This is a genomic window from Microbacterium sp. SCN 71-21 (assembly GCF_001725695.1).
Lineage (GTDB): Bacteria > Actinomycetota > Actinomycetes > Actinomycetales > Microbacteriaceae > Microbacterium > Microbacterium ginsengisoli.
This window is the reverse complement of the sequence record NZ_MEGA01000014.1, coordinates 16,199-32,189: the sequence shown is the minus strand read 5'-3', so window position 1 is coordinate 32,189 and position 15,991 is coordinate 16,199. Positions and strand designations below refer to the sequence as shown.

General features: G+C 69.0%; 20 protein-coding genes. 9 read left to right on the top strand and 11 right to left on the bottom strand.

Features of this window, described 5'->3' with window-relative positions:
- Window positions 1-8: 8 nt before the first annotated feature.
- From ABT08_RS03530 to ABT08_RS03515, 4 genes are read right to left on the bottom strand one after another with little or no spacing between them, the layout of a single operon-like run.
- Window positions 9-206 (bottom strand): hypothetical protein, encoded by a 198-nt coding sequence (locus ABT08_RS03530; RefSeq protein ID WP_005053846.1) that lies wholly within the window; start codon window positions 204-206, stop codon window positions 9-11.
- 15 nt (window positions 207-221) lie between these two features.
- On the bottom strand, window positions 222-542 hold the full coding sequence (locus ABT08_RS03525; protein ID WP_066057899.1) for a DMT family transporter: 321 nt from the start codon (window positions 540-542) through the stop codon (window positions 222-224).
- Window positions 542-889 carry a DMT family transporter gene (locus tag ABT08_RS03520; protein ID WP_066057897.1) on the bottom strand — a complete coding sequence of 116 codons (348 nt, stop codon included), beginning with the start codon at window positions 887-889 and terminating at the stop codon, window positions 542-544. Before ABT08_RS03520 ends, ABT08_RS03525 begins: the two co-directional genes overlap by 1 nt.
- Window positions 890-891: 2 nt before the next feature.
- Window positions 892-1,422 carry a TetR/AcrR family transcriptional regulator gene (locus tag ABT08_RS03515; protein WP_288114012.1) on the bottom strand — a complete coding sequence of 177 codons (531 nt, stop codon included), beginning with the start codon at window positions 1,420-1,422 and terminating at the stop codon, window positions 892-894.
- Between the two features lie 238 nt (window positions 1,423-1,660).
- Here ABT08_RS03515 and ABT08_RS03510 point away from each other — a divergent pair, with 238 nt between their 5' ends.
- Genes ABT08_RS03510 through ABT08_RS03495 form a run of 4 tightly spaced genes read left to right on the top strand, consistent with a single transcriptional unit; the run spans window position 1,661 to window position 3,646 of the window.
- On the top strand, window positions 1,661-1,903 hold the full coding sequence (locus ABT08_RS03510) for an antitoxin VbhA family protein (protein WP_259982440.1): 243 nt from the start codon (window positions 1,661-1,663) through the stop codon (window positions 1,901-1,903).
- 1 nt (window position 1,904) lies between these two features.
- Window positions 1,905-2,720 carry a Fic/DOC family protein gene (locus tag ABT08_RS03505; protein WP_288114011.1) on the top strand — a complete coding sequence of 272 codons (816 nt, stop codon included), beginning with the start codon at window positions 1,905-1,907 and terminating at the stop codon, window positions 2,718-2,720.
- 54 nt (window positions 2,721-2,774) lie between these two features.
- On the top strand, window positions 2,775-3,062 hold the full coding sequence (locus tag ABT08_RS03500; RefSeq protein WP_288114010.1) for a hypothetical protein: 288 nt from the start codon (window positions 2,775-2,777) through the stop codon (window positions 3,060-3,062).
- Complete coding sequence (locus tag ABT08_RS03495; protein ID WP_288114009.1) at window positions 3,059-3,646, top strand: recombinase family protein; 588 nt, start codon at window positions 3,059-3,061, stop codon at window positions 3,644-3,646. The genes ABT08_RS03500 and ABT08_RS03495 overlap by 4 nt, the downstream gene beginning before the upstream one ends.
- On the opposite strand, the gene ABT08_RS03490 is transcribed toward ABT08_RS03495, so the two are convergent.
- Window positions 3,627-3,875 (bottom strand): helix-turn-helix domain-containing protein, encoded by a 249-nt coding sequence (locus tag ABT08_RS03490; RefSeq protein WP_005053867.1) that lies wholly within the window; start codon window positions 3,873-3,875, stop codon window positions 3,627-3,629. The two genes, ABT08_RS03495 and ABT08_RS03490, sit on opposite strands and share 20 nt — an antisense overlap.
- A 475-nt stretch (window positions 3,876-4,350) precedes the next feature.
- A complete protein-coding gene (locus ABT08_RS03485) occupies window positions 4,351-4,722 on the bottom strand; it encodes a hypothetical protein (protein ID WP_288114008.1) in 372 nt (123 codons plus the stop codon).
- A 255-nt stretch (window positions 4,723-4,977) separates the two neighbouring features.
- On the opposite strand from ABT08_RS03485, the gene ABT08_RS03480 reads away from it, so the two are divergent.
- From ABT08_RS03480 to ABT08_RS03460, 5 genes are read left to right on the top strand one after another with little or no spacing between them, the layout of a single operon-like run.
- Window positions 4,978-5,376, top strand: a complete 399-nt coding sequence (locus ABT08_RS03480; protein ID WP_005053874.1) for a plasmid mobilization protein — start codon at window positions 4,978-4,980, stop codon at window positions 5,374-5,376.
- Complete coding sequence (locus ABT08_RS03475) at window positions 5,376-7,124, top strand: relaxase/mobilization nuclease domain-containing protein (RefSeq protein ID WP_502685868.1); 1,749 nt, start codon at window positions 5,376-5,378, stop codon at window positions 7,122-7,124. Before ABT08_RS03480 ends, ABT08_RS03475 begins: the two co-directional genes overlap by 1 nt.
- A 15-nt stretch (window positions 7,125-7,139) precedes the next feature.
- Window positions 7,140-7,982 (top strand): hypothetical protein, encoded by an 843-nt coding sequence (locus tag ABT08_RS03470; protein ID WP_288114004.1) that lies wholly within the window; start codon window positions 7,140-7,142, stop codon window positions 7,980-7,982.
- Window positions 7,979-8,440 (top strand): hypothetical protein, encoded by a 462-nt coding sequence (locus tag ABT08_RS03465; RefSeq protein ID WP_005053881.1) that lies wholly within the window; start codon window positions 7,979-7,981, stop codon window positions 8,438-8,440. The genes ABT08_RS03470 and ABT08_RS03465 overlap by 4 nt, the downstream gene beginning before the upstream one ends.
- Complete coding sequence (locus ABT08_RS03460; RefSeq protein WP_175988855.1) at window positions 8,437-8,595, top strand: hypothetical protein; 159 nt, start codon at window positions 8,437-8,439, stop codon at window positions 8,593-8,595. The genes ABT08_RS03465 and ABT08_RS03460 overlap by 4 nt, the downstream gene beginning before the upstream one ends.
- Before the next feature lie 64 nt (window positions 8,596-8,659).
- Here ABT08_RS03460 and ABT08_RS03455 read toward each other — a convergent pair whose 3' ends face one another.
- The 5 genes from ABT08_RS03455 to ABT08_RS03435 are packed head-to-tail and all read right to left on the bottom strand — an operon-like array spanning window position 8,660 to window position 15,990.
- The gene (locus ABT08_RS03455) at window positions 8,660-9,421 is read right to left on the bottom strand and encodes a DUF4913 domain-containing protein (RefSeq protein ID WP_288114001.1); all 762 of its coding nucleotides are present in this window, start codon (window positions 9,419-9,421) and stop codon (window positions 8,660-8,662) included.
- The gene (locus ABT08_RS03450) at window positions 9,421-11,208 is read right to left on the bottom strand and encodes a type IV secretory system conjugative DNA transfer family protein (RefSeq protein WP_288114000.1); all 1,788 of its coding nucleotides are present in this window, start codon (window positions 11,206-11,208) and stop codon (window positions 9,421-9,423) included. Before ABT08_RS03450 ends, ABT08_RS03455 begins: the two co-directional genes overlap by 1 nt.
- Window positions 11,205-12,836, bottom strand: coding sequence for a putative type IV secretion/conjugal transfer ATPase (locus ABT08_RS03445; protein WP_175988861.1), 1,632 nt, complete (start codon window positions 12,834-12,836; stop codon window positions 11,205-11,207). Before ABT08_RS03445 ends, ABT08_RS03450 begins: the two co-directional genes overlap by 4 nt.
- Window positions 12,836-14,347 (bottom strand): SCO6880 family protein, encoded by a 1,512-nt coding sequence (locus tag ABT08_RS03440; protein ID WP_175988863.1) that lies wholly within the window; start codon window positions 14,345-14,347, stop codon window positions 12,836-12,838. Before ABT08_RS03440 ends, ABT08_RS03445 begins: the two co-directional genes overlap by 1 nt.
- Window positions 14,347-15,990, bottom strand: a complete 1,644-nt coding sequence (locus ABT08_RS03435) for a TrbL/VirB6 family protein (protein WP_288113997.1) — start codon at window positions 15,988-15,990, stop codon at window positions 14,347-14,349. Before ABT08_RS03435 ends, ABT08_RS03440 begins: the two co-directional genes overlap by 1 nt.
- Window position 15,991: the final 1 nt, after the last annotated feature.

Below are 15,991 nucleotides of genomic sequence, written 5' to 3'. Positions count from 1 at the left end.
CGACCGCACTAGTCCAATGGGCGGGAGGCGTTGCGCAGCTCGTCGACGACTTCGCGATGCTGTGGGTGTACGAACAGGATGAGGGCCTGGCCGTGCGTGCTCAGAAGATGACTGTCGACGGTGATTGCGTCCACGAATCGGATGTCGACGGCAGGATCTTCCAGGAGGGCGCGGCGAATTGCCGCGAGGGTGCGAGCGACGGTCATGGCCGTGTCGGCAGGCTAGTGGGCCGCGCCGAGTTCGACGAGGAGGACGCCGCCGATGATGAGGGCGATGCCGAGCGCCATGACCCAGGTGAAGGGCTCTTTGAACAGGAACTTGCTGGCCACGGCGGTGAGGGCGACGCCGGAGGCGGCCCAGATGCCGTAGGCAACACCGATGCCGAGCCCGAGGGCAAGGACTTGGGTGAGGAAGAAGAACGCGCCGAGGTAGCCCACGACGACGGCGATGTAGAACAGTTTCCGGCCGTCGGTTGCGAGGCGCAGGGAGAGTGCCGCGCCGACTTCGAGGACGATCGCGAGGATGAGGAAGAGCCAGACCATCAGATGCTCGCCTCCCTCTTGCGCTGCGCCGCTTGCGATCCGAGTTCGACGGTGAGAACACCGCCGATGATCAACGCCAGGCCGAGGATCATCACGCCGGTCAAGGGCTGTCCAAACAGGAGTGCGGCCAGCAGTGCGGTCAACGCGACGCCCATCGCGCCCCAGATCCCGTATGCAACCCCGAGGGCCATCCCCTCGCGTAGAACGAGCGCGAGAAGCGTGAACGCGCCGACGTAGCCGATCGCGACCAGGATGTACCAGGCCGGGTGGTCCTGGCCGGCTTGGAGGGCGAGAGAGCCGGCGACTTCACTGATGATCGCGCCGGCAAGCAGGAGCCATTTCTTCATAGTCAGTCCTTCAGGAGGTTGTGGGCGAAGGCGCGGAGCTGCGCCAGGTCGCCGGGGGTAGGGGGGGAGACGTTGGCGGCTTCGGCAAGCCACCCGCCGTCGGCCAGAAGGCGGGCGGCGAGCAACCGGGTGCGTTCGGCCGGGGCGACGTCATCAGGCACGACAAGCCAGGGCGCGAGACGTTCGGCCCAGCGTTGCGTGAGCGAGCGGCGCAGCTTCGGATCACTCATCGCCACCAGGTCGGTTTCATCGAACCCCCCGGACAGTGACCAGTCGACGTACGCGCCGATGCGCGCGGCCGGCGCCGCGCCCTCCGGTGACGACCCGAGGCGTGCGACCAGCGCCTCTTCCCAGCGGTCCAAAACGGAGTCCACCAGGGCGAGCATGAGGGCTTCCTTCGTGGGGAAGTGATACATCACCCCCGGCTTGGTCAGCCCCACACTCCGGGCCACGGAATCCAGAGACACCGCCCGCCCCTCGTCGAGCTGAGAGAAGGCGGCCGCCAGGATCGCGGGGCGAGGATCGGTGCGCATGAGTGTAGGTTACCATCCGGAAGGTAACCAGGCCATCCAGCAGATTGCCGGCGCATAGGTTCATCACCGCGAGCCGAGTAGGCCGAAAACGATCGATTCCGGCACGAGCACCGACGGCACCGCGGCGACGTCGACACGCCGTGCCGAAACCCTGTGCCGAAACCCTCTTGTGCCGAAACATTCCATAGACCGTTTTCGGGAAAACCGATAGACTGGTAGGACGACGAAGGGAGCCATCGTGGCTGAGACATTCACGGTCGAGGAGCAGTGGCCGGAGCTGTTCGCGCAGCTCGACGCGACGCAGCGCGACAGCGTGCGCCAGGCCCTCGCCGCCGGATGGCACGAGGGGTTCACCCCGACCCGCGAGGACGTCGAGAACGTGACCGACTACACCCGCGGCGCGATCGACCTCGCGGAGTACCGTCGACGCGGCCACGCTGCCGCTCGCCGCGCTGCCGGCGTCGTCGGCGCCGGCCGCTGACGTGGCTTCCCAGTTCGATAGCTGGGAGTCGTACTTCTACCCCGACACGATCGACCCGCTGACGGGGATCGGGACGCTGCGCAACCTCTACGACGAGCGCGACGCGCGGGTGCTGTCTCGGATGGAGTACACCGACACCACCGTGCGCGCCGTGCAGCTCGGTAACGGCGAGGTCGACGTGCCGCGCACGTTCGACGGGGAGCACCTACGCGCGATCCACCGGCACCTGTTCCAGGACGTCTACGAGTGGGCGGGGGAGTACCGCACCGTGGAAATGTCGAAGGGTCCAGGGCGCGGCTTCGGTGAGGTCAAGACGGGCGAGGTCGGCCGGTATCTGTCGGACGCCCGCCAGCTCGTGACGTCGACGGACTGGGCCAAGATCAGCCGCAACGATTTCGTGGCCACGGCCTCAACTGTGTTCGCCTACGTCAATCAGGCGCACCCGTTCCGCGAGGGCAACGGCCGCACGTCGAAGGTGTTCATGGCCCACGTGGCCGAGCAGTCGCCGTACCGGTTCGACTTCGCTCGCGTGAGCCCGGAGCAGTGGAACGCGGGATCGGCCATGAGCCGACCCGACATGTTCGCCTACCCTCCCGAGCCGGCCTCTCTCGTCCCGGTGTTCGCCGCGGTGACCGTCGAGCGCACCGCACCGCCGGCCGCCCCTGACAGGGCCGCTCAGGCACGCTCAGCGCTCAGCGCGTCCTACCCCCGTCCCGCGTCCGAGGCGACGAAGCAGACACCGCAGCAGGGCACACAGGCCCGGCCGCCGAGTGCCGGCTACCGCGCCACCCGCGGCCCCAACGTCGGCCGTGATTGATAGGAAGAACCCATGTTCAACTCACTCATCCCGAACCTTGTCGGCGGGGCAGGCGTGGTGCTGTTCGTCGTCGGGGCGATCGCTTTGCTCACCGCGCGCGATCGCTTCGGACGCACGAGCGGCGGCGCACGTCGACTCCTCTGGGCGTTCGGCTTGTGTGAGGTCGCTATCGTCCTCTGGATCGCGGCACTCTGGATCGACGGGGCGGCATGGCTCCCCGGTCGAATCATTGCCACCGTCGCCGTCCTGGCCGGGCTCGTGTTCGTCATCCCGCGCATGCGCCGGATTGCCCGAGCGCGACGAGACGACGCGGCCGAGGGCGTGAAGCAGGTTCAGCAGTGACGAACGTCGTCGGTTACGCCCGAGTCTCGAAGCGGGAGCAGAACCCCGCAGCTCAGGAGGCCGAGCTGCGCGCGGCCGGTGCTTCTCGAGTATTCGTTGACCACGGCGAGTCGAGCCGCATTGCAGACCGTCCGCAGTGGCTCGCCTGCCTCGATTACCTCCGCGAGGGCGACACCCTCCTGGTGCGCCGACTCGATCGGCTGGGAGGCTCGGAGCGGATCATCATCGAGACGCTGCACGACCTCGACCGCCGAGGGGTGAACATCAAGAGCCTGACGGAGCCGATGATCGACACCACAACCCCGATGGGTCGCGCCCTGTTCGGCATGGTCGCCGTGTTCGCGCAGCTCCGCGTCGACACGATCCGGGAGAACACGATGCGCGGCCTCGCTCACGCGAAGTCGCAGGGGAGGGTCGGTGGCCGGCCGTCGAAGATGACGCCGGAGAAGATCGCACAGGCGCAGAGGATGCGCGCCGAGCGTGCCAGCCTCGACCACATCGCCGCGGTGCTCAGCGTCGGCAAGTCGACCGTTGCACGCGCCCTCAACAAGGCCGATCAGGATCTCACTCAGACGCAGCGGTAGCGCCGCCCTGGTCCTCGTGAAGCAGCACGCCGGGCGCGACGTCGAGCGCGCCGGCTATCGCGTTCAGCTCGTCGACCGTGAGGCCGCACGGCCTGGTCAGGTGCAGTCGCCGGGTGAGGGTGCGTAGCTTGATCCCGGTCGCGTCAGCCAACCATTCGACCGTCAGACCCCGAGTGTCGAGCACGCGCCGGATGCGCTGCGCGACCTGCACCGCGATTGATCGCGTCATCGGTCATCGTCCCCCAACTCACCCTCACGAGTGAGCGTGTCGATCACCGTTACGACGTCGCCCCCCGGCACCGTCACGGATGCCGCGAGCCTATAGCCAGAGCGACCGTACTCGTAGAGCTGCTGGTCACGTTCACCCACATTTCGCGTAAGCCGACCGCGCTCCTCATCCGACGTCGGCAGTGTCGTTGTCAGCGTTGCGAAACTCACGGGTCTACTCATCGTTCGATCCCAATCCCTTGTTGTGTGTCCGATGAAAGTAGGCAGTTCGGCGGTACGCCGAGGTGCCGGCTTTCTCGGAACACTTGCCGCCTTGCACGCAGCGGAGAGCCGGTCAAGGGGAGCCCGCAGGGCTCTCCCGAAGGGACGCGAAGCGCCCTTGACGGGATCGGGAGCGGAGTGCAACCCCGCAACGCGGGGACACACGAAAGCCCCACGCCGCAGAGCGGAACGTGGGGCCGAGAACGTGGGAGCGATCAGCCCTCCGTAGAAGGCTCCAACGACGCATCGTCAGCCGCCGCGGGTGCCGAGCTGGACGCAGGCTTGCGCGTCGATCGACGCCGGGTGCGCGCCTTCTTGTCGGGCTCCGCAAACCCGATCTTGCGCAGCTCGTCCGCCGACCATCCGGCGCTCAGCGCAGCCGAGTAGGCGCGCACGTCCTCCCGCTCCGCGGTCGCGATCCGCTCGGCGATCCGCGCCTGTAGGTCGGCCAGCTCGCGCGCCGTCTCGTCGCGCACATCGCTGAGCGACTGCCGCGCCTCCGCGACGGTACGAACCGCAGTCAGGCGGTCATCCTGTAGACGTCGCGCGCGCTCGATTGCTTCCTCTGGTGTCAGTTGCGTAGCCATGCACCAATCGTACGGATCGCGCCGTTCGAAGTCGACGCGTGTCGACACATCAAAAGCACGCCGAGGCGAAGCCTCGACCACTCCCGTCTGTCGACGTGAGCGACCCCGAATGGAGTCCCAGACGGAGCAAGCTAAAGGATCAGGTGCCCTGATCCATCTTGACCCCTCGACAGCCGTCGAGCGGTGCGGCACACTTGATGTGTGCAGTCCCCGCAGATGCGGGGTCGCTGCGCTGGGCCGAGGGAAGGGGTTGCCGTGTCTGACGAGTCGACGAAAGAGCGTCAGCAGGGCACGGGCCGGCGACGGCGCATCCCCGGCGGTCGCCCCGGCCGACACAACGTGCGGACGAGCCCCGAGGAAGAGGGCTCGTTGCAGCGCCTCGCCCGCGCCGCGGACATGAGTGTGCCGCGTTACCTGGTCGAGAGCGGCTTGGCTGTCGAGACGGGGGAGACGGTCACCGAGCGACGCAACGCCATCGTGAAGTTGTTCGAGCTGCACCGGCTCTTGGCCGCGGTGTCGAACAACGTCAACCAGATCGCGAAGGCCACCAACGCCACCGGTCAGCGGCAGGCAGAGACAGACGCCACGCTCGCCGCCGTGCGTCGAGTCGCGGAGCGCATCGACGCCGCCGTGGATGAGCTGAGCCTGTCATGATGCCGAACGTCACGCGCGGCGATCGGATGGCCGGGCTGATGACCTACCTCGTCGGGGAGGGTCGTCACAATGAGCACGAGGAGCCGCACCTGGTGGCCGGCGATCACGCGCTCATGGCGTGGTACGACGACGCCGAGCTGAGCGGCGACAACGCGAAGGCGATCGCGCGTCACCTTGACCGTCCGCGCACCGCTATGGGCGTCGACGTGAACGGCGGCCACGTGTGGCACGCCTCACTGTCGCTGCGCGCCGAGGAAGGCATTCGCACCGATCAGGAGTGGGCCGCGATCGCGCAAGACTTTGTGTCCGCGATGGGGTTCGACGACAACGACGGGACCAAGGCTCCGTGCCGCTGGGTCGCGATCCGGCACGGCTTGTCCCAGGCCGGCAACGACCACGTGCACATCGCCGTGAACCTCGTTCGCGAGGACGGCACGAAGGCGTCGACGCACCTGGACTACCAGCGCGCACAGAACGCCGCGCGCGCTCTCGAAGTGAAGTACGGCTTGGAGCAGTTGGAGTCGACGAAGGGGGAGCGCGCGACGCGCGGCTACAGCCCCGCAGAGCAGGCCCGCGTCGAGGAACGTGCAGCGCTGTTTGCGCAGCGCAAGTACGAACAGCACGCGGCCCGTGTCGGGGGAGAGCAGCCCGAATGGCACCGCCTCGACCCGAAGGAACGACAGGCACGCATCACGGCCGAGGTTCGACTGAACGCACCCCGGAACGACCTCGCGCGTACCGTGCGAGGAGCGGCCGGCGCGAGCGAGAACGAAGCCGAGTTCGTGCGCCGGCTACGCCGCTCGGGTGTGCTCGTTCGGCCGCGGTTCGCGGAGGGAACGACCGACGTCATCACCGGCTACTCGGTGGCAATCCGACCGACCAACGGCGAGCGGCCGATTTGGTACGGCGGCGGCCAGATGGGCCGCGACCTCACCCTGCCGAGGCTCCGCGAGGGATGGCCCGACACACCCACCGGGGCGACCGACGCGGCCGCCGAGTGGCAGGCGGCGGGACGAGGCCGGCGGCCCGTTGCACCTGGTCGCGAAATGCGCGAACCGGACCCCGAGCTGTGGCAGCGCCACACCGAGGAAATCGGGCAGCTCCGCGAGCAGCTTCGGTCGATCCCGCTCGATGACCGCGACACCTGGTCGACGGTCGCACGTCAGACCGCGGCCGCGTTCGCAGCCTGGTCGAACGCCGTCGAGGAGACACCCGGCGACCTGGCCGAGGCATCCGACGCACTCGCCAAGTCGGCACAGACCTACCGTCGCCCGGTGAAGCCCCAGCGTGCCGGCCGGGTGGCAATGTCAGGTGCGACGATGCTCCTCGCCAGCGTCGCCCGAGGCGGCCAGGGAACAGCCGCACAGCTCGCCATGCTGCGCCAGCTCATGAACCTCTCCCAGGCCGTCTACGACGCCGCGAAGGCCGCAGGAGAAGCGCGGCAGGCAGCGAACGTCGAGGCCGCCGTGCGGGAGCGCGTGATGAACGTGCGGCGTCAGCTCGAAGCGGTGCCGGCCACCACAGCCGCGTCGACCACGACAGCCCCGACGTCGACCGCCACGGCGACCGCACCCACGATCGACCGCTCCGCGATCGTCGACGCATCCGTGCAGGAAGCGCTCGACAAGATGCAGCGCGCGGAGGAGAAGCGCAGCAACACCACCGGCTCGCCGGTTCCGCCCCAGGTGGAGCCCGCGCGGCCGCGCACCACGACGAAGCCGGGCGCAGATCGCGGCCCGGAGCGATGAGAAGGGAGTCAGATCATGGCCGATGAGAGCGACGGCATCGAGGAAGCATTCGAAGGGCAGCTCCGCATCGCCGTCACCGCGGCGGGCCGCGTAGGCGAAGCGTTCGCCCGTGGCCGCGAGGAAGCGGCGCGACGAGCGCAGGCGCAGAGCGAGCAGGCGGCCCGCGAACTGTCGTCACGGTTCGAGGCAGAGAAGCGCGCAGCTCGCGTCGAGCTGGGTGGTGTGTACCGCTCCGATTGGTGGGACAAGGCGACGCCGCAGCAGATCGGCGCCGCACTCACCACGGCGCGCGCGTGGGGCACGGAAGACCCCGAGGCGCAGCGCGCGGAGGGCCGCATCCGCGACGAGCTCCGCACGCGCTACGGCGTCGACGTCGACAACACCGGCGCCGATCCCGCGGCCGTCCAGGCGGCCGTCGAGGCTGAGCAGCTGCGCCGGCAGTCCGACACCGAGCGTCAGCGCAGCGCCACCGAGCAGGCCGAAGCGGTCGCACTCTCGCGCCAGGCCGACGAAGCTGACCGCGCGGCCGAGGCGTCCCGCGACACCGCCGACACCACTCCCGACGAGGGAGAGCGCGAGCAGGCACAGGTGCAGGCCGAGCGCGAGCAGAACCGCGCCGAGGCCACCCGCGAGAAGGCCGAGCCGCTGTACGACTCGTCCGAGCGGCGCGAGCGCGACGCCGACAAGCTCGAACAGCGCGGCGTGGCCAAGGAGGCCGTCAGCGCGAAGATGGCCGCCGACGTCAGCCAGGGCAAGCCGGCCACCGAGGCGGTCAAGGCGCAGCAGCTACAGAGCACCAAGGCGCGGCCGAATCGGTCGCGCTCGTCGAAGGTGCAGCGCACTGAGATTGGTCGATGAGCGTCCGCGGGAGGCGCATCGCGCAGCTCGTTAGCGTCGGAGTCGTCGCGGCGGCCGTCGGGTTCGGCGCGCGTAGCCTCCTCCCACCGTTCGCGGACGACGCATTTTGGCGCGCGTTCTGGTCAGGCCCGCCGATGGCGGGCCTGTTCGCCATCGGCGCGGCCGCGGTCGCTTTCTACCCGGCCTACCGGTCGACACTGATCGCGCGCGAGAACGCCGCACGCGAGCAATGGTGGAAGCGGGCGGAATGGGCGCTCGGGCAAGCTGGTTCTGACAATCAGACTGACCGCGAAGTCGCGAACGACGCCCTGGTGGCGCTGTTCGACGAAGCGACCGAGACGGAGGGCAAGATGATCTACCGCACGATGCAGAACTTGCAGGACGCGAGCGGCGTAGACAGCGAGCCCGTATCGGCGGAAACTAGTAGTAGATGGAGGTGGCTACCGTGGGTGAAGTGACGAAGAAGGCAAGCAGCTTGCAGCGTCGGATCGCGGCTGGCAAAGCCGAGCCGATCAGCGATCGCGAGCGGGCGCAGCTCCAAGAACTCCGACAGGCCTACATTCGCCGGTTCGGGAAAGACCCCGACGCGCGGACCGTCGCCAAGACTGCCTGAGCAGCCGTCTGAGCGCACGAGAGAGGGACCGACCCACTGGGCCGGTCCCTCTCTCGTTGTGCGCTCAGACGCCCGTAGGCGGCTCCTCGCGCAGGTCCGGGTACAAACCCTCCGGGGGTGCTGTGTACGGCAGCTCAGCGCCCTTCTGATCGTCGTTCGTGTTCACCCGGCCATCACCAGCCCCGGCGGCCGCGAACGGGCCGTGAGGGTCGAGCAGGACGCTCATGTGGTGCTCGGCGTGATCGCGGAACCAGACGCTCATGCCCGTCGTCGGGTCCAGGCGCAGATGCTCCCACGCCCGCCACAGAGCGTCGAGCCGAATCACGGCCTCCGGGTAGTTCCACCAGTCGGCCGCCCACACGCTGCGCTCCCCGTCGACGCGGCGACGGTAGTTCTTCACCAGGTACTCGCGCACGAACTCGTCGACCGAGCCGTAGTACAGCGCCGGCTCCTCGTCGGCCGGCTCCTCCTCGTCGAGGGCATCCATCGCCGCGGTGACCGCACGACGGGCGGCCGTGGCCGCCTGCGCTTGCAGCTCCTCGATCACTGAGGGGTCCAGCGCCTCGTCGACCTCGGCCGCGACGGCATCCTTCACCGCCGCGGTGATGGCCTTCTGCACCACGGCGCGAATCGCCGGGGCCGCGAGGTTCGTCGCGACGTCGGCAATGTCGATCCCGAACAGCCGGCCGGGCTCGCGCTCCGGCAGCTCCGGCAGCTCGGCGTCGTCGGGGACGTCGCGCGGGTCGGGCTCGTCGCCCTCGTCCAGCTCGAACGGTTCCGCCTCGATCCCCTCGTCAGCGGGAGCGTCGCCCCAGTTGTCGCTCATCAGGCCGCCCCGTTCCCGTCGACGGCGGCCGCGACCTCACGCACCGACTCCTGCGCCTCGATGATCGTCCGCGACGCCTGCGGGTCGTGAGCTGCGATCGACGCCTTGACCTTCTCGGCGTGCGGGCCGGTCATCCACGGCTGCGTGCGAATCAGCGTCGGGCGGTTCCCCGACGAGAGCACCACGGCGCGACCCTTCGGCATCGCGGCCAGGTCGGCCACGTCCAGGATGCGCTCACGGTGGAGCTGCTGATTCACGCTGCGCCCGCCACGACCGGAGGACACCGACGACGCCTGGCGGTCGTAGTCACCGATCAGCTTGGAGAGGCTTTCCAGGAACGCATCTTCGGAGACACCGCCGCCGTAGACCTTCACGTTCGAGGCGCTCCACAGCTTCCGCATGCCCGAATCACCCCACACGTCGACGCCCTGCGACCACGACTGCAGGATGGTCATCAGCACGATTCCGCGCGAGCCGTAGTGGCTGTAGAGGTTCGGCAGCTCGCGCCACCGGCACACGTTCGCGGCCTCGTCGAGGACGCCCAGGAGAGGCACCGACAGGCGGCCGCCGGCAGACCCGGCGGCCAGCTCCTCCGCGGCCTCCACCACGGCGACCGTCAGCGCCGTCACGAGCGGGCCGGCGGTTCCGCGGCCTTCCTTGGAGAGCGAGTACAGCGTGCCGCCGTCACGCACGAACGCGGCCGGGTCGAACTGCGGGCGCAGATCGGGCTCACCCTGCGGGTTCACCCACGCGGCCACCTGGCGGTTGGTCAGGCACGACGCCATTTGCTGCGCCGTGCCGTAGATGCCGCCGCGCTGCTTCTCCGGGGCGGTGATGACACCGCGCACCTGGTCGGCCGTCAGGTCGTACCCACCGCGACGGAGGATGCCGATCGGCTCCTCCTCCGTGGGGCGCGTCAGCCACCCGTAGACGTCCGTGATCGGCCGCGAGTCGAGCGCGGCCGCGAGCAGGAGGCCCGCAAGGAGATCCTGCCCCGCGGGGTCGAAGTAGGCATCCGTCTTGGCTCCGGGGTCGCGTGAACCGGACGCGAAGTGATCGGCCAGCTTGGCCGCGCGCACCTCGTCGGTGACGTAGCTGAGCGGGTTCCACCACCACGTAGGGTTCTCGAGCGCGATCCCCTGGGGATCGAACACCCAGACCGGGCCGGCCTCCGCTCGCACGTCGCGCGTCGCGTCGACCACATCGCGCTTGTTCGACGTCACGAGAACGCCCCCAGGGGCTTCCAGGATGGCCGGCACCGCCCGAGAGGTCGTCTTACCGGTGCGAGGCCCCCAGATGTCAATGTGCATGTCCTCCCAGGTGCCGTAGAGCGGCATCTGACCGAGCGTCTTACCGATCGGCACACCGAGGGAGCCGGTCACGCCGAGGCGGGTCGCCTGAGCCTGCGCGTTGCGCTTGCTCAGACCCTCGACGTCCTTCCCCCGGCCCATGTACGAGCTGGCCCGGTCGACGCGAGTCCGCCCCTTCCGGTAGCGGACAACGCCGATGATCGCGAGCACCACGAGCGCGAGGACGACCGCCAACAGGACGATGACGATCCACGTCGCGGATGCCGGCCACGGCACCCGCCCCATGACGACGCCGAGCGTGAACGCGAACGGGTCGCTCGGCAGCTCGACACCCGTTCCGTCGATCTGATGGCCGAGGCGCACCGCGACGTTGAGGACAACGATCGCCGCGACCACGCCGCCGATGCCGACGAGCAGCATCATCGTCTCCGCGCCGAAGCCGCCGGGATCGCGGCGGCGGTTGTTCGGAGTGGTCATGACGACACCCGCTCCTCGTGCTCCTCGACCAGCTCCTCGACGACGTGCAGCGCGCGCCGTCCGGTGCGGGACTGTTCGTACCACCGCTGATTCGTGTCGCGGATCGAGCGCTCAGCCTCCGTCAATCGAACCTCGACCGGGATACCCGGCCGAGTGCCGACCTTGACGAGGAACTTCCCGCGGCCGGGAGGGTCGACCTCGCGGCCCGACGCGGCATCCCAGGCGGGCGGGTCCTGCCAGCCGGTCAGAAGCTCTTGCTCGGCCTCCGAGAACGGGATGACCGTCGTCAGCTCCGGCATTTCCGTGTAGGGCAGGCCCGCGCACATCACCATGCCGGCGCGCTCGACGAAGCCCTTCGCCTTCAACCGGTCCTCCTCTGGGAGGGCGCTCAGGTCGGCCATCGTGTGCGAAATCATGGCCGTGCCGACACCCACCTGACGGTTCAGGCGGGTGAGGAAGTCGACGCGATCGACGATGCCGTTACCGGCGCGCAGCGCGCGCCACAGCTCGTCCATGATGACGAAGTAGTGCCGGCGCGGTTCCAGGCCGGCATCCGCGAGGACGTTCGCGATGTTCACCGTCGCGAATCCGTTCGACCAGCAGGCGAGCAGGGTCGCCGCGCGCAGATCGCCCTCAGCCTCACCGATGGCCGAAATGTCGTAGACCACCGGGCGGTCGAGGCGCATCGGGTTGTCGGTCGGCTTGGAGAACATTTCGCCCAGGCGGCCACCGCGGGAGAGGCTGATAAGCGACGCTTCCAGCCCGCGCGTGATCCGCTGATACTCGGCAAAGTCGCCGCGGTCGACGGCCACCTGGCGCAGCTCCTCCGGTCCTTGCTGCACGACGTTCAGCAGGTCGCCCAGCACCGGCACGCCGTCGAAGTTCCGATCGAGGTAGCGCAGCGCCTGGTCGACGATGGATTCCTCGACGTCGCTCGGAGCGGACTTGCGGAGGATCGTCAGCAGGGACGACACCATAGCCAGGCGGCGGCCGTGGGCGTCTTCCAAGACCTCGCCGGCCTCCTTCGGGAAACCGGCCTCAGTGAGCCGCTTCGCGGCGTCCTTCGCCTCGCCGGGGTCGAGCACGTTCAGGTGCCCGCGGCCACGGCCGAGGGTGATGACCTGGCCGCCGAGCGCGCGAATGACCTCCACGTAGTCGGGTCGAAGGTCGCCCAGGACGAGCGGCTGCACGCCGTAGCCGGCGAGGCCGATCGCCATCCGGGCGACGGCGGTCGACTTCCCGAGGCCGGGCTTGCCGAGCACGAACAGCGACGGGTTGCTGATGAGCTTCGCGCGCTGGAACCACGAAATCGGGTCGCAGCAGAGCGTCGCCCCGGTGTGAATGTGGCGGCCCAGCGGGACGCCCACCATCGGCGTGCCGGCACCGATCGCGTACGGCCACAGACCGCACACTTGCAACGTCGTGCCGCGCCACTCAGCCGGGGGCTGGATGAAGTTCGACATGCCGCCGCCGGGGCCGCTCCATCCGCGAGAGGACAGCGACCCGGCCGACGTCGACGAGCCAGCGTCGGCGTTCTTCCGCCCGCTGCGCACGAATAGCAGCGCGCCCACGATGACGACGAGGACGAGGCCGCCGAGCACGGCAAGGGCAATCTGATCAGGGGTCATCACACACGCTCCTTCAATGCCGCGGGGACGGCGACGTGCTTGCTCAGCACGAGGCCCAGAGGCAGCGCGGCGGCAAAGGCGCTGTCCTGCGAGCCGTAGACCGGTCGCAGTCGGAGACGAGCTGTCGCGCCCAGGTTGTCGACCGCGGCGCGCGCGTCGGCCTCCTTGGCTGGGTCGATCACCGTCGCGGTGACGAGGATTCCGAAGTTCACCAGACCCGCGCCCGACGCCTCCTCAGATTCCGTCGCCTGAGCCGATCGCAGCGCGAGCGTGTCGCGAGCCGCCGGCTTGTTGTTCGACGTGGCCTTGAACTCCGCAGCTCGCACGTCCGACTGCACGAGCGTCGCCGCCCGCGCCGGGTCGATCGGCTTGTAGAGCAGCGTCACGCGCTTACGGGCAATATCCCGGTGCGGAGCCAGCAGGCGAGCGAGCACGCCCGACTGCACGAGCCCGCGGGGCGCTTGCGTCATCGCCCAGGTGACCGACTTGGCCGAGTCGTGACGGTAGCCGTCCCATCCGGCCTGAGCAGCCGTCGGGCCGACGTCGCTCCACCGCAGGTCGGGCACATCGCCGTCCGCGTGCGCGTCGTCGATCAGCGTCGCAGCCGCCGGGTCGTAGGCGACCCGGATCGTCTCGCACAGCTCTTGGGCCGACAGCGGGTGCGCTGCACCCGCGCCGGTCGCCTGCAACCCGGCCGTCAGACCGGGCAGACGAGCCGCGAGCTCGCGGGCCATTTCGTCGGGCTTCCGGGGCTTTGCGCCCTTCCGTGGCGCAGCGGCGAACGTCAGCGAGACGTACGCCTTCACCGTCGACGACCCCGCCGGGTAGCTCAGTACAACCTCACCCAGCATCGCCTTGGCGAAGTCCGGGCCGTCGGGGTCGGTATTCGTCTCGACCTCGCGTCGCAGCCGGCGACCCGAGTCGGGAGCCGTCTCGATCGTCACCGCGGCCGCCTCCATGTTCGGCTCATCACCGAGGTTGCGCAGCCAGTGACCCCAGTCGGCCACCCACAGGTCGACTTGCTCCTGGTCGACCAGCGCTGCGCCGTCAGGCTCAGTGCCAATCACGATCGAATACGTCTTGGCGTGCGGTGAGTAGATCATCGCGAACGGCCGCGCGTACGAGTCCTCATGCTCGGAGAGCTGAGTCTGCGCACCGAGGCCGGGGAGCTGATTCGTTCCCCAATCGGAACGACCCAGCGGGCCGGAGCGGTAGATGTTCGCCTTACGCCGCTTCGTCGACGTCCACGCGACGCGATTCGCGGTACGGGAGAGCACGCTGCGCCCGTCGCCGTCGCGGATCGTCAACAGCAGGATCAGACCGCCGAACACGGCGGCCGTGATGAAGGCGTTGAGGATGTTCGTCGTCATCAGGACGACGATCACGATCAGCAGCGCAACGAACATCAGACCCGTGCCGACCGTGCCGAGGCCGAGGAGGCCCGGCGACGTCGGCTGACGCCAGTTCCCGTAGGTGCGGACGCCCCTACGGCTTGTCTCTGCGGTTGTCATCAGCTCCCGCTCCCTTCACCTGTTGCCTGGTTCCCAATGTCTCGGGCGGCCCCAGCGGCCGCCTGTCCTGCTTCTTTCGCCGCGCCGATCGCGACGCCGGCCGCCATACCGATCGGCCCACCAGCGGCGCCGGCCGCTGCACCCGCAGCAGCTCCACCACCGGCAGCAGCTCCACCGGCCGCAGCGCCACCCGCGGCGGCTCCACCGCCCGCAGACGCCGCAGCAGCGCCCGTGCCGCCACCAGCAGCACCCGAGGACGCCGCGGCCCCTGTCGTGGCCCCACCGCCGCCACCAGCGCCGCTAGACGCCTGCGCAGCTTGCGGGGCAGACTGACCGCCACCGTTCGCCCCAGACGGGCCGGTAGAGCCCGTGGAGCCAGACGAGCCGGTCGACCCGGCCCCGCCCGACGAGCCGCCGCCCGAGCCTGTGGCGAGGCGACCCATCGAGGCCGCCCCCGTCGGGAGGGAGGCGAGAGCTGCGACGCCCAGCGCGCCGCCGGCACCCGCGGACATGGCCCCGACGAGCGGGGTCACGAATCGCATCAGAGCGGGCATCGCGAACAGCGCGAGCACCATCAGAATGAGGCCCGTGAGCACGGCTATGAATCCCGTCCCGTCGTCCTGGAACACGTTCGTTCCCGCGAGCTGGAACGCCGCGGCGTAGACGATCGCGGCCGCCGGCTTGTAGAGGATGAAGGCGACGAGCCACCCCACGTTCTTCTTGAACCAGCCCTTACCCATTTCGGTGTTGGTGGCCGCAGCCGACAGCGGCAGGATGCCCGTCAGGATGACGAGCATGCCGCCACGCGCGATCATCAGCACGATTTGGAACGCGGTCGCAAGGATCGCGATCAGCCCCAGGATGATGATGAGGAGCGCCCCGAGGCCACCGGTTGCGGGGTTGGTCGTCAGGGCGAGCAACGTCGCGATGTTGTTGCCGAAGCAGGCCGTATCCGTGCCGACGTCGCAGTTCAGCGCGCCGTTCAGAATCCACACGGAGAACGAGTCGAACGCCGACACCAACAGGCCGACGATCGTCACGCCGGCACCCGCGACGACGATCAGAGTCAACAGACTCTTGATCGTGTCCTTGCCCGGCTCGGCGCGCTGCTCCCACGCCATCCGAACGCCGCCGATGATGACGGACACCACCGCGGCCGCACCCATGTACCACCAGAGCGACGACTGCAGAAACAGCACAGTGCCGCCTGCACCCTGTGGCCCGTTCGGCAGGAGGCCCGACACGAGCGCCGTTGCGCCGCTGATGAGGAAGATCGCGCCGAGCACGATTCCCATCCGCCCAGCGGCTTGGAAGCCCTCACCGTTACGCATCCGCGTTGCGATGAGCGCCCCAAGCAAGATGATCGAGATAGCAGCGAAGGCGATCGCGATCCAGGTCACCCAGCCGAGCACCGTAATGATGCCGTCCGAGTTCGGAGCCGTCGTGCCGGCCGCGATCGACGAGCCGCCACCTGTCCCGGTGAGGTTCGGCGTCCCCACGTTCACCCAGAGGGTGCCGAGCGACGCCACCGCCTTACCGAACGCTTCGAGAACGGCATTCGCCATGTTCTCGATCGCGTCGCCCACAGCGTTGTTGACGGCATCGCCTACGCAGGCGAGTGGGTCGGTGATACCGCAAGCCATG

What these genes read in the sequence shown, in the direction of transcription:
- ABT08_RS03530 (WP_005053846.1), bottom strand. Translation starts at nt 206, where the DNA reads ATGACCGTCGCTCGCACCCTCGCGGCAATTCGCCGCGCCCTCCTGGAA.
- ABT08_RS03525 (WP_066057899.1), bottom strand. Translation starts at nt 542, where the DNA reads ATGGTCTGGCTCTTCCTCATCCTCGCGATCGTCCTCGAAGTCGGCGCG.
- ABT08_RS03520 (WP_066057897.1), bottom strand. Translation starts at nt 889, where the DNA reads ATGAAGAAATGGCTCCTGCTTGCCGGCGCGATCATCAGTGAAGTCGCC.
- ABT08_RS03515 (WP_288114012.1), bottom strand. Translation starts at nt 1,422, where the DNA reads ATGCGCACCGATCCTCGCCCCGCGATCCTGGCGGCCGCCTTCTCTCAG.
- ABT08_RS03490 (WP_005053867.1), bottom strand. Translation starts at nt 3,875, where the DNA reads ATGACGCGATCAATCGCGGTGCAGGTCGCGCAGCGCATCCGGCGCGTG.
- ABT08_RS03485 (WP_288114008.1), bottom strand. Translation starts at nt 4,722, where the DNA reads ATGGCTACGCAACTGACACCAGAGGAAGCAATCGAGCGCGCGCGACGT.
- ABT08_RS03475 (WP_502685868.1), top strand. Translation starts at nt 5,376, where the DNA reads ATGCCGAACGTCACGCGCGGCGATCGGATGGCCGGGCTGATGACCTAC.
- ABT08_RS03470 (WP_288114004.1), top strand. Translation starts at nt 7,140, where the DNA reads ATGGCCGATGAGAGCGACGGCATCGAGGAAGCATTCGAAGGGCAGCTC.
- ABT08_RS03465 (WP_005053881.1), top strand. Translation starts at nt 7,979, where the DNA reads ATGAGCGTCCGCGGGAGGCGCATCGCGCAGCTCGTTAGCGTCGGAGTC.
- ABT08_RS03455 (WP_288114001.1), bottom strand. Translation starts at nt 9,421, where the DNA reads ATGAGCGACAACTGGGGCGACGCTCCCGCTGACGAGGGGATCGAGGCG.
- ABT08_RS03450 (WP_288114000.1), bottom strand. Translation starts at nt 11,208, where the DNA reads ATGACCACTCCGAACAACCGCCGCCGCGATCCCGGCGGCTTCGGCGCG.
- ABT08_RS03445 (WP_175988861.1), bottom strand. Translation starts at nt 12,836, where the DNA reads ATGACCCCTGATCAGATTGCCCTTGCCGTGCTCGGCGGCCTCGTCCTC.
- ABT08_RS03440 (WP_175988863.1), bottom strand. Translation starts at nt 14,347, where the DNA reads ATGACAACCGCAGAGACAAGCCGTAGGGGCGTCCGCACCTACGGGAAC.
- ABT08_RS03435 (WP_288113997.1), bottom strand. Translation starts at nt 15,990, where the DNA reads ATGGCTTGCGGTATCACCGACCCACTCGCCTGCGTAGGCGATGCCGTC.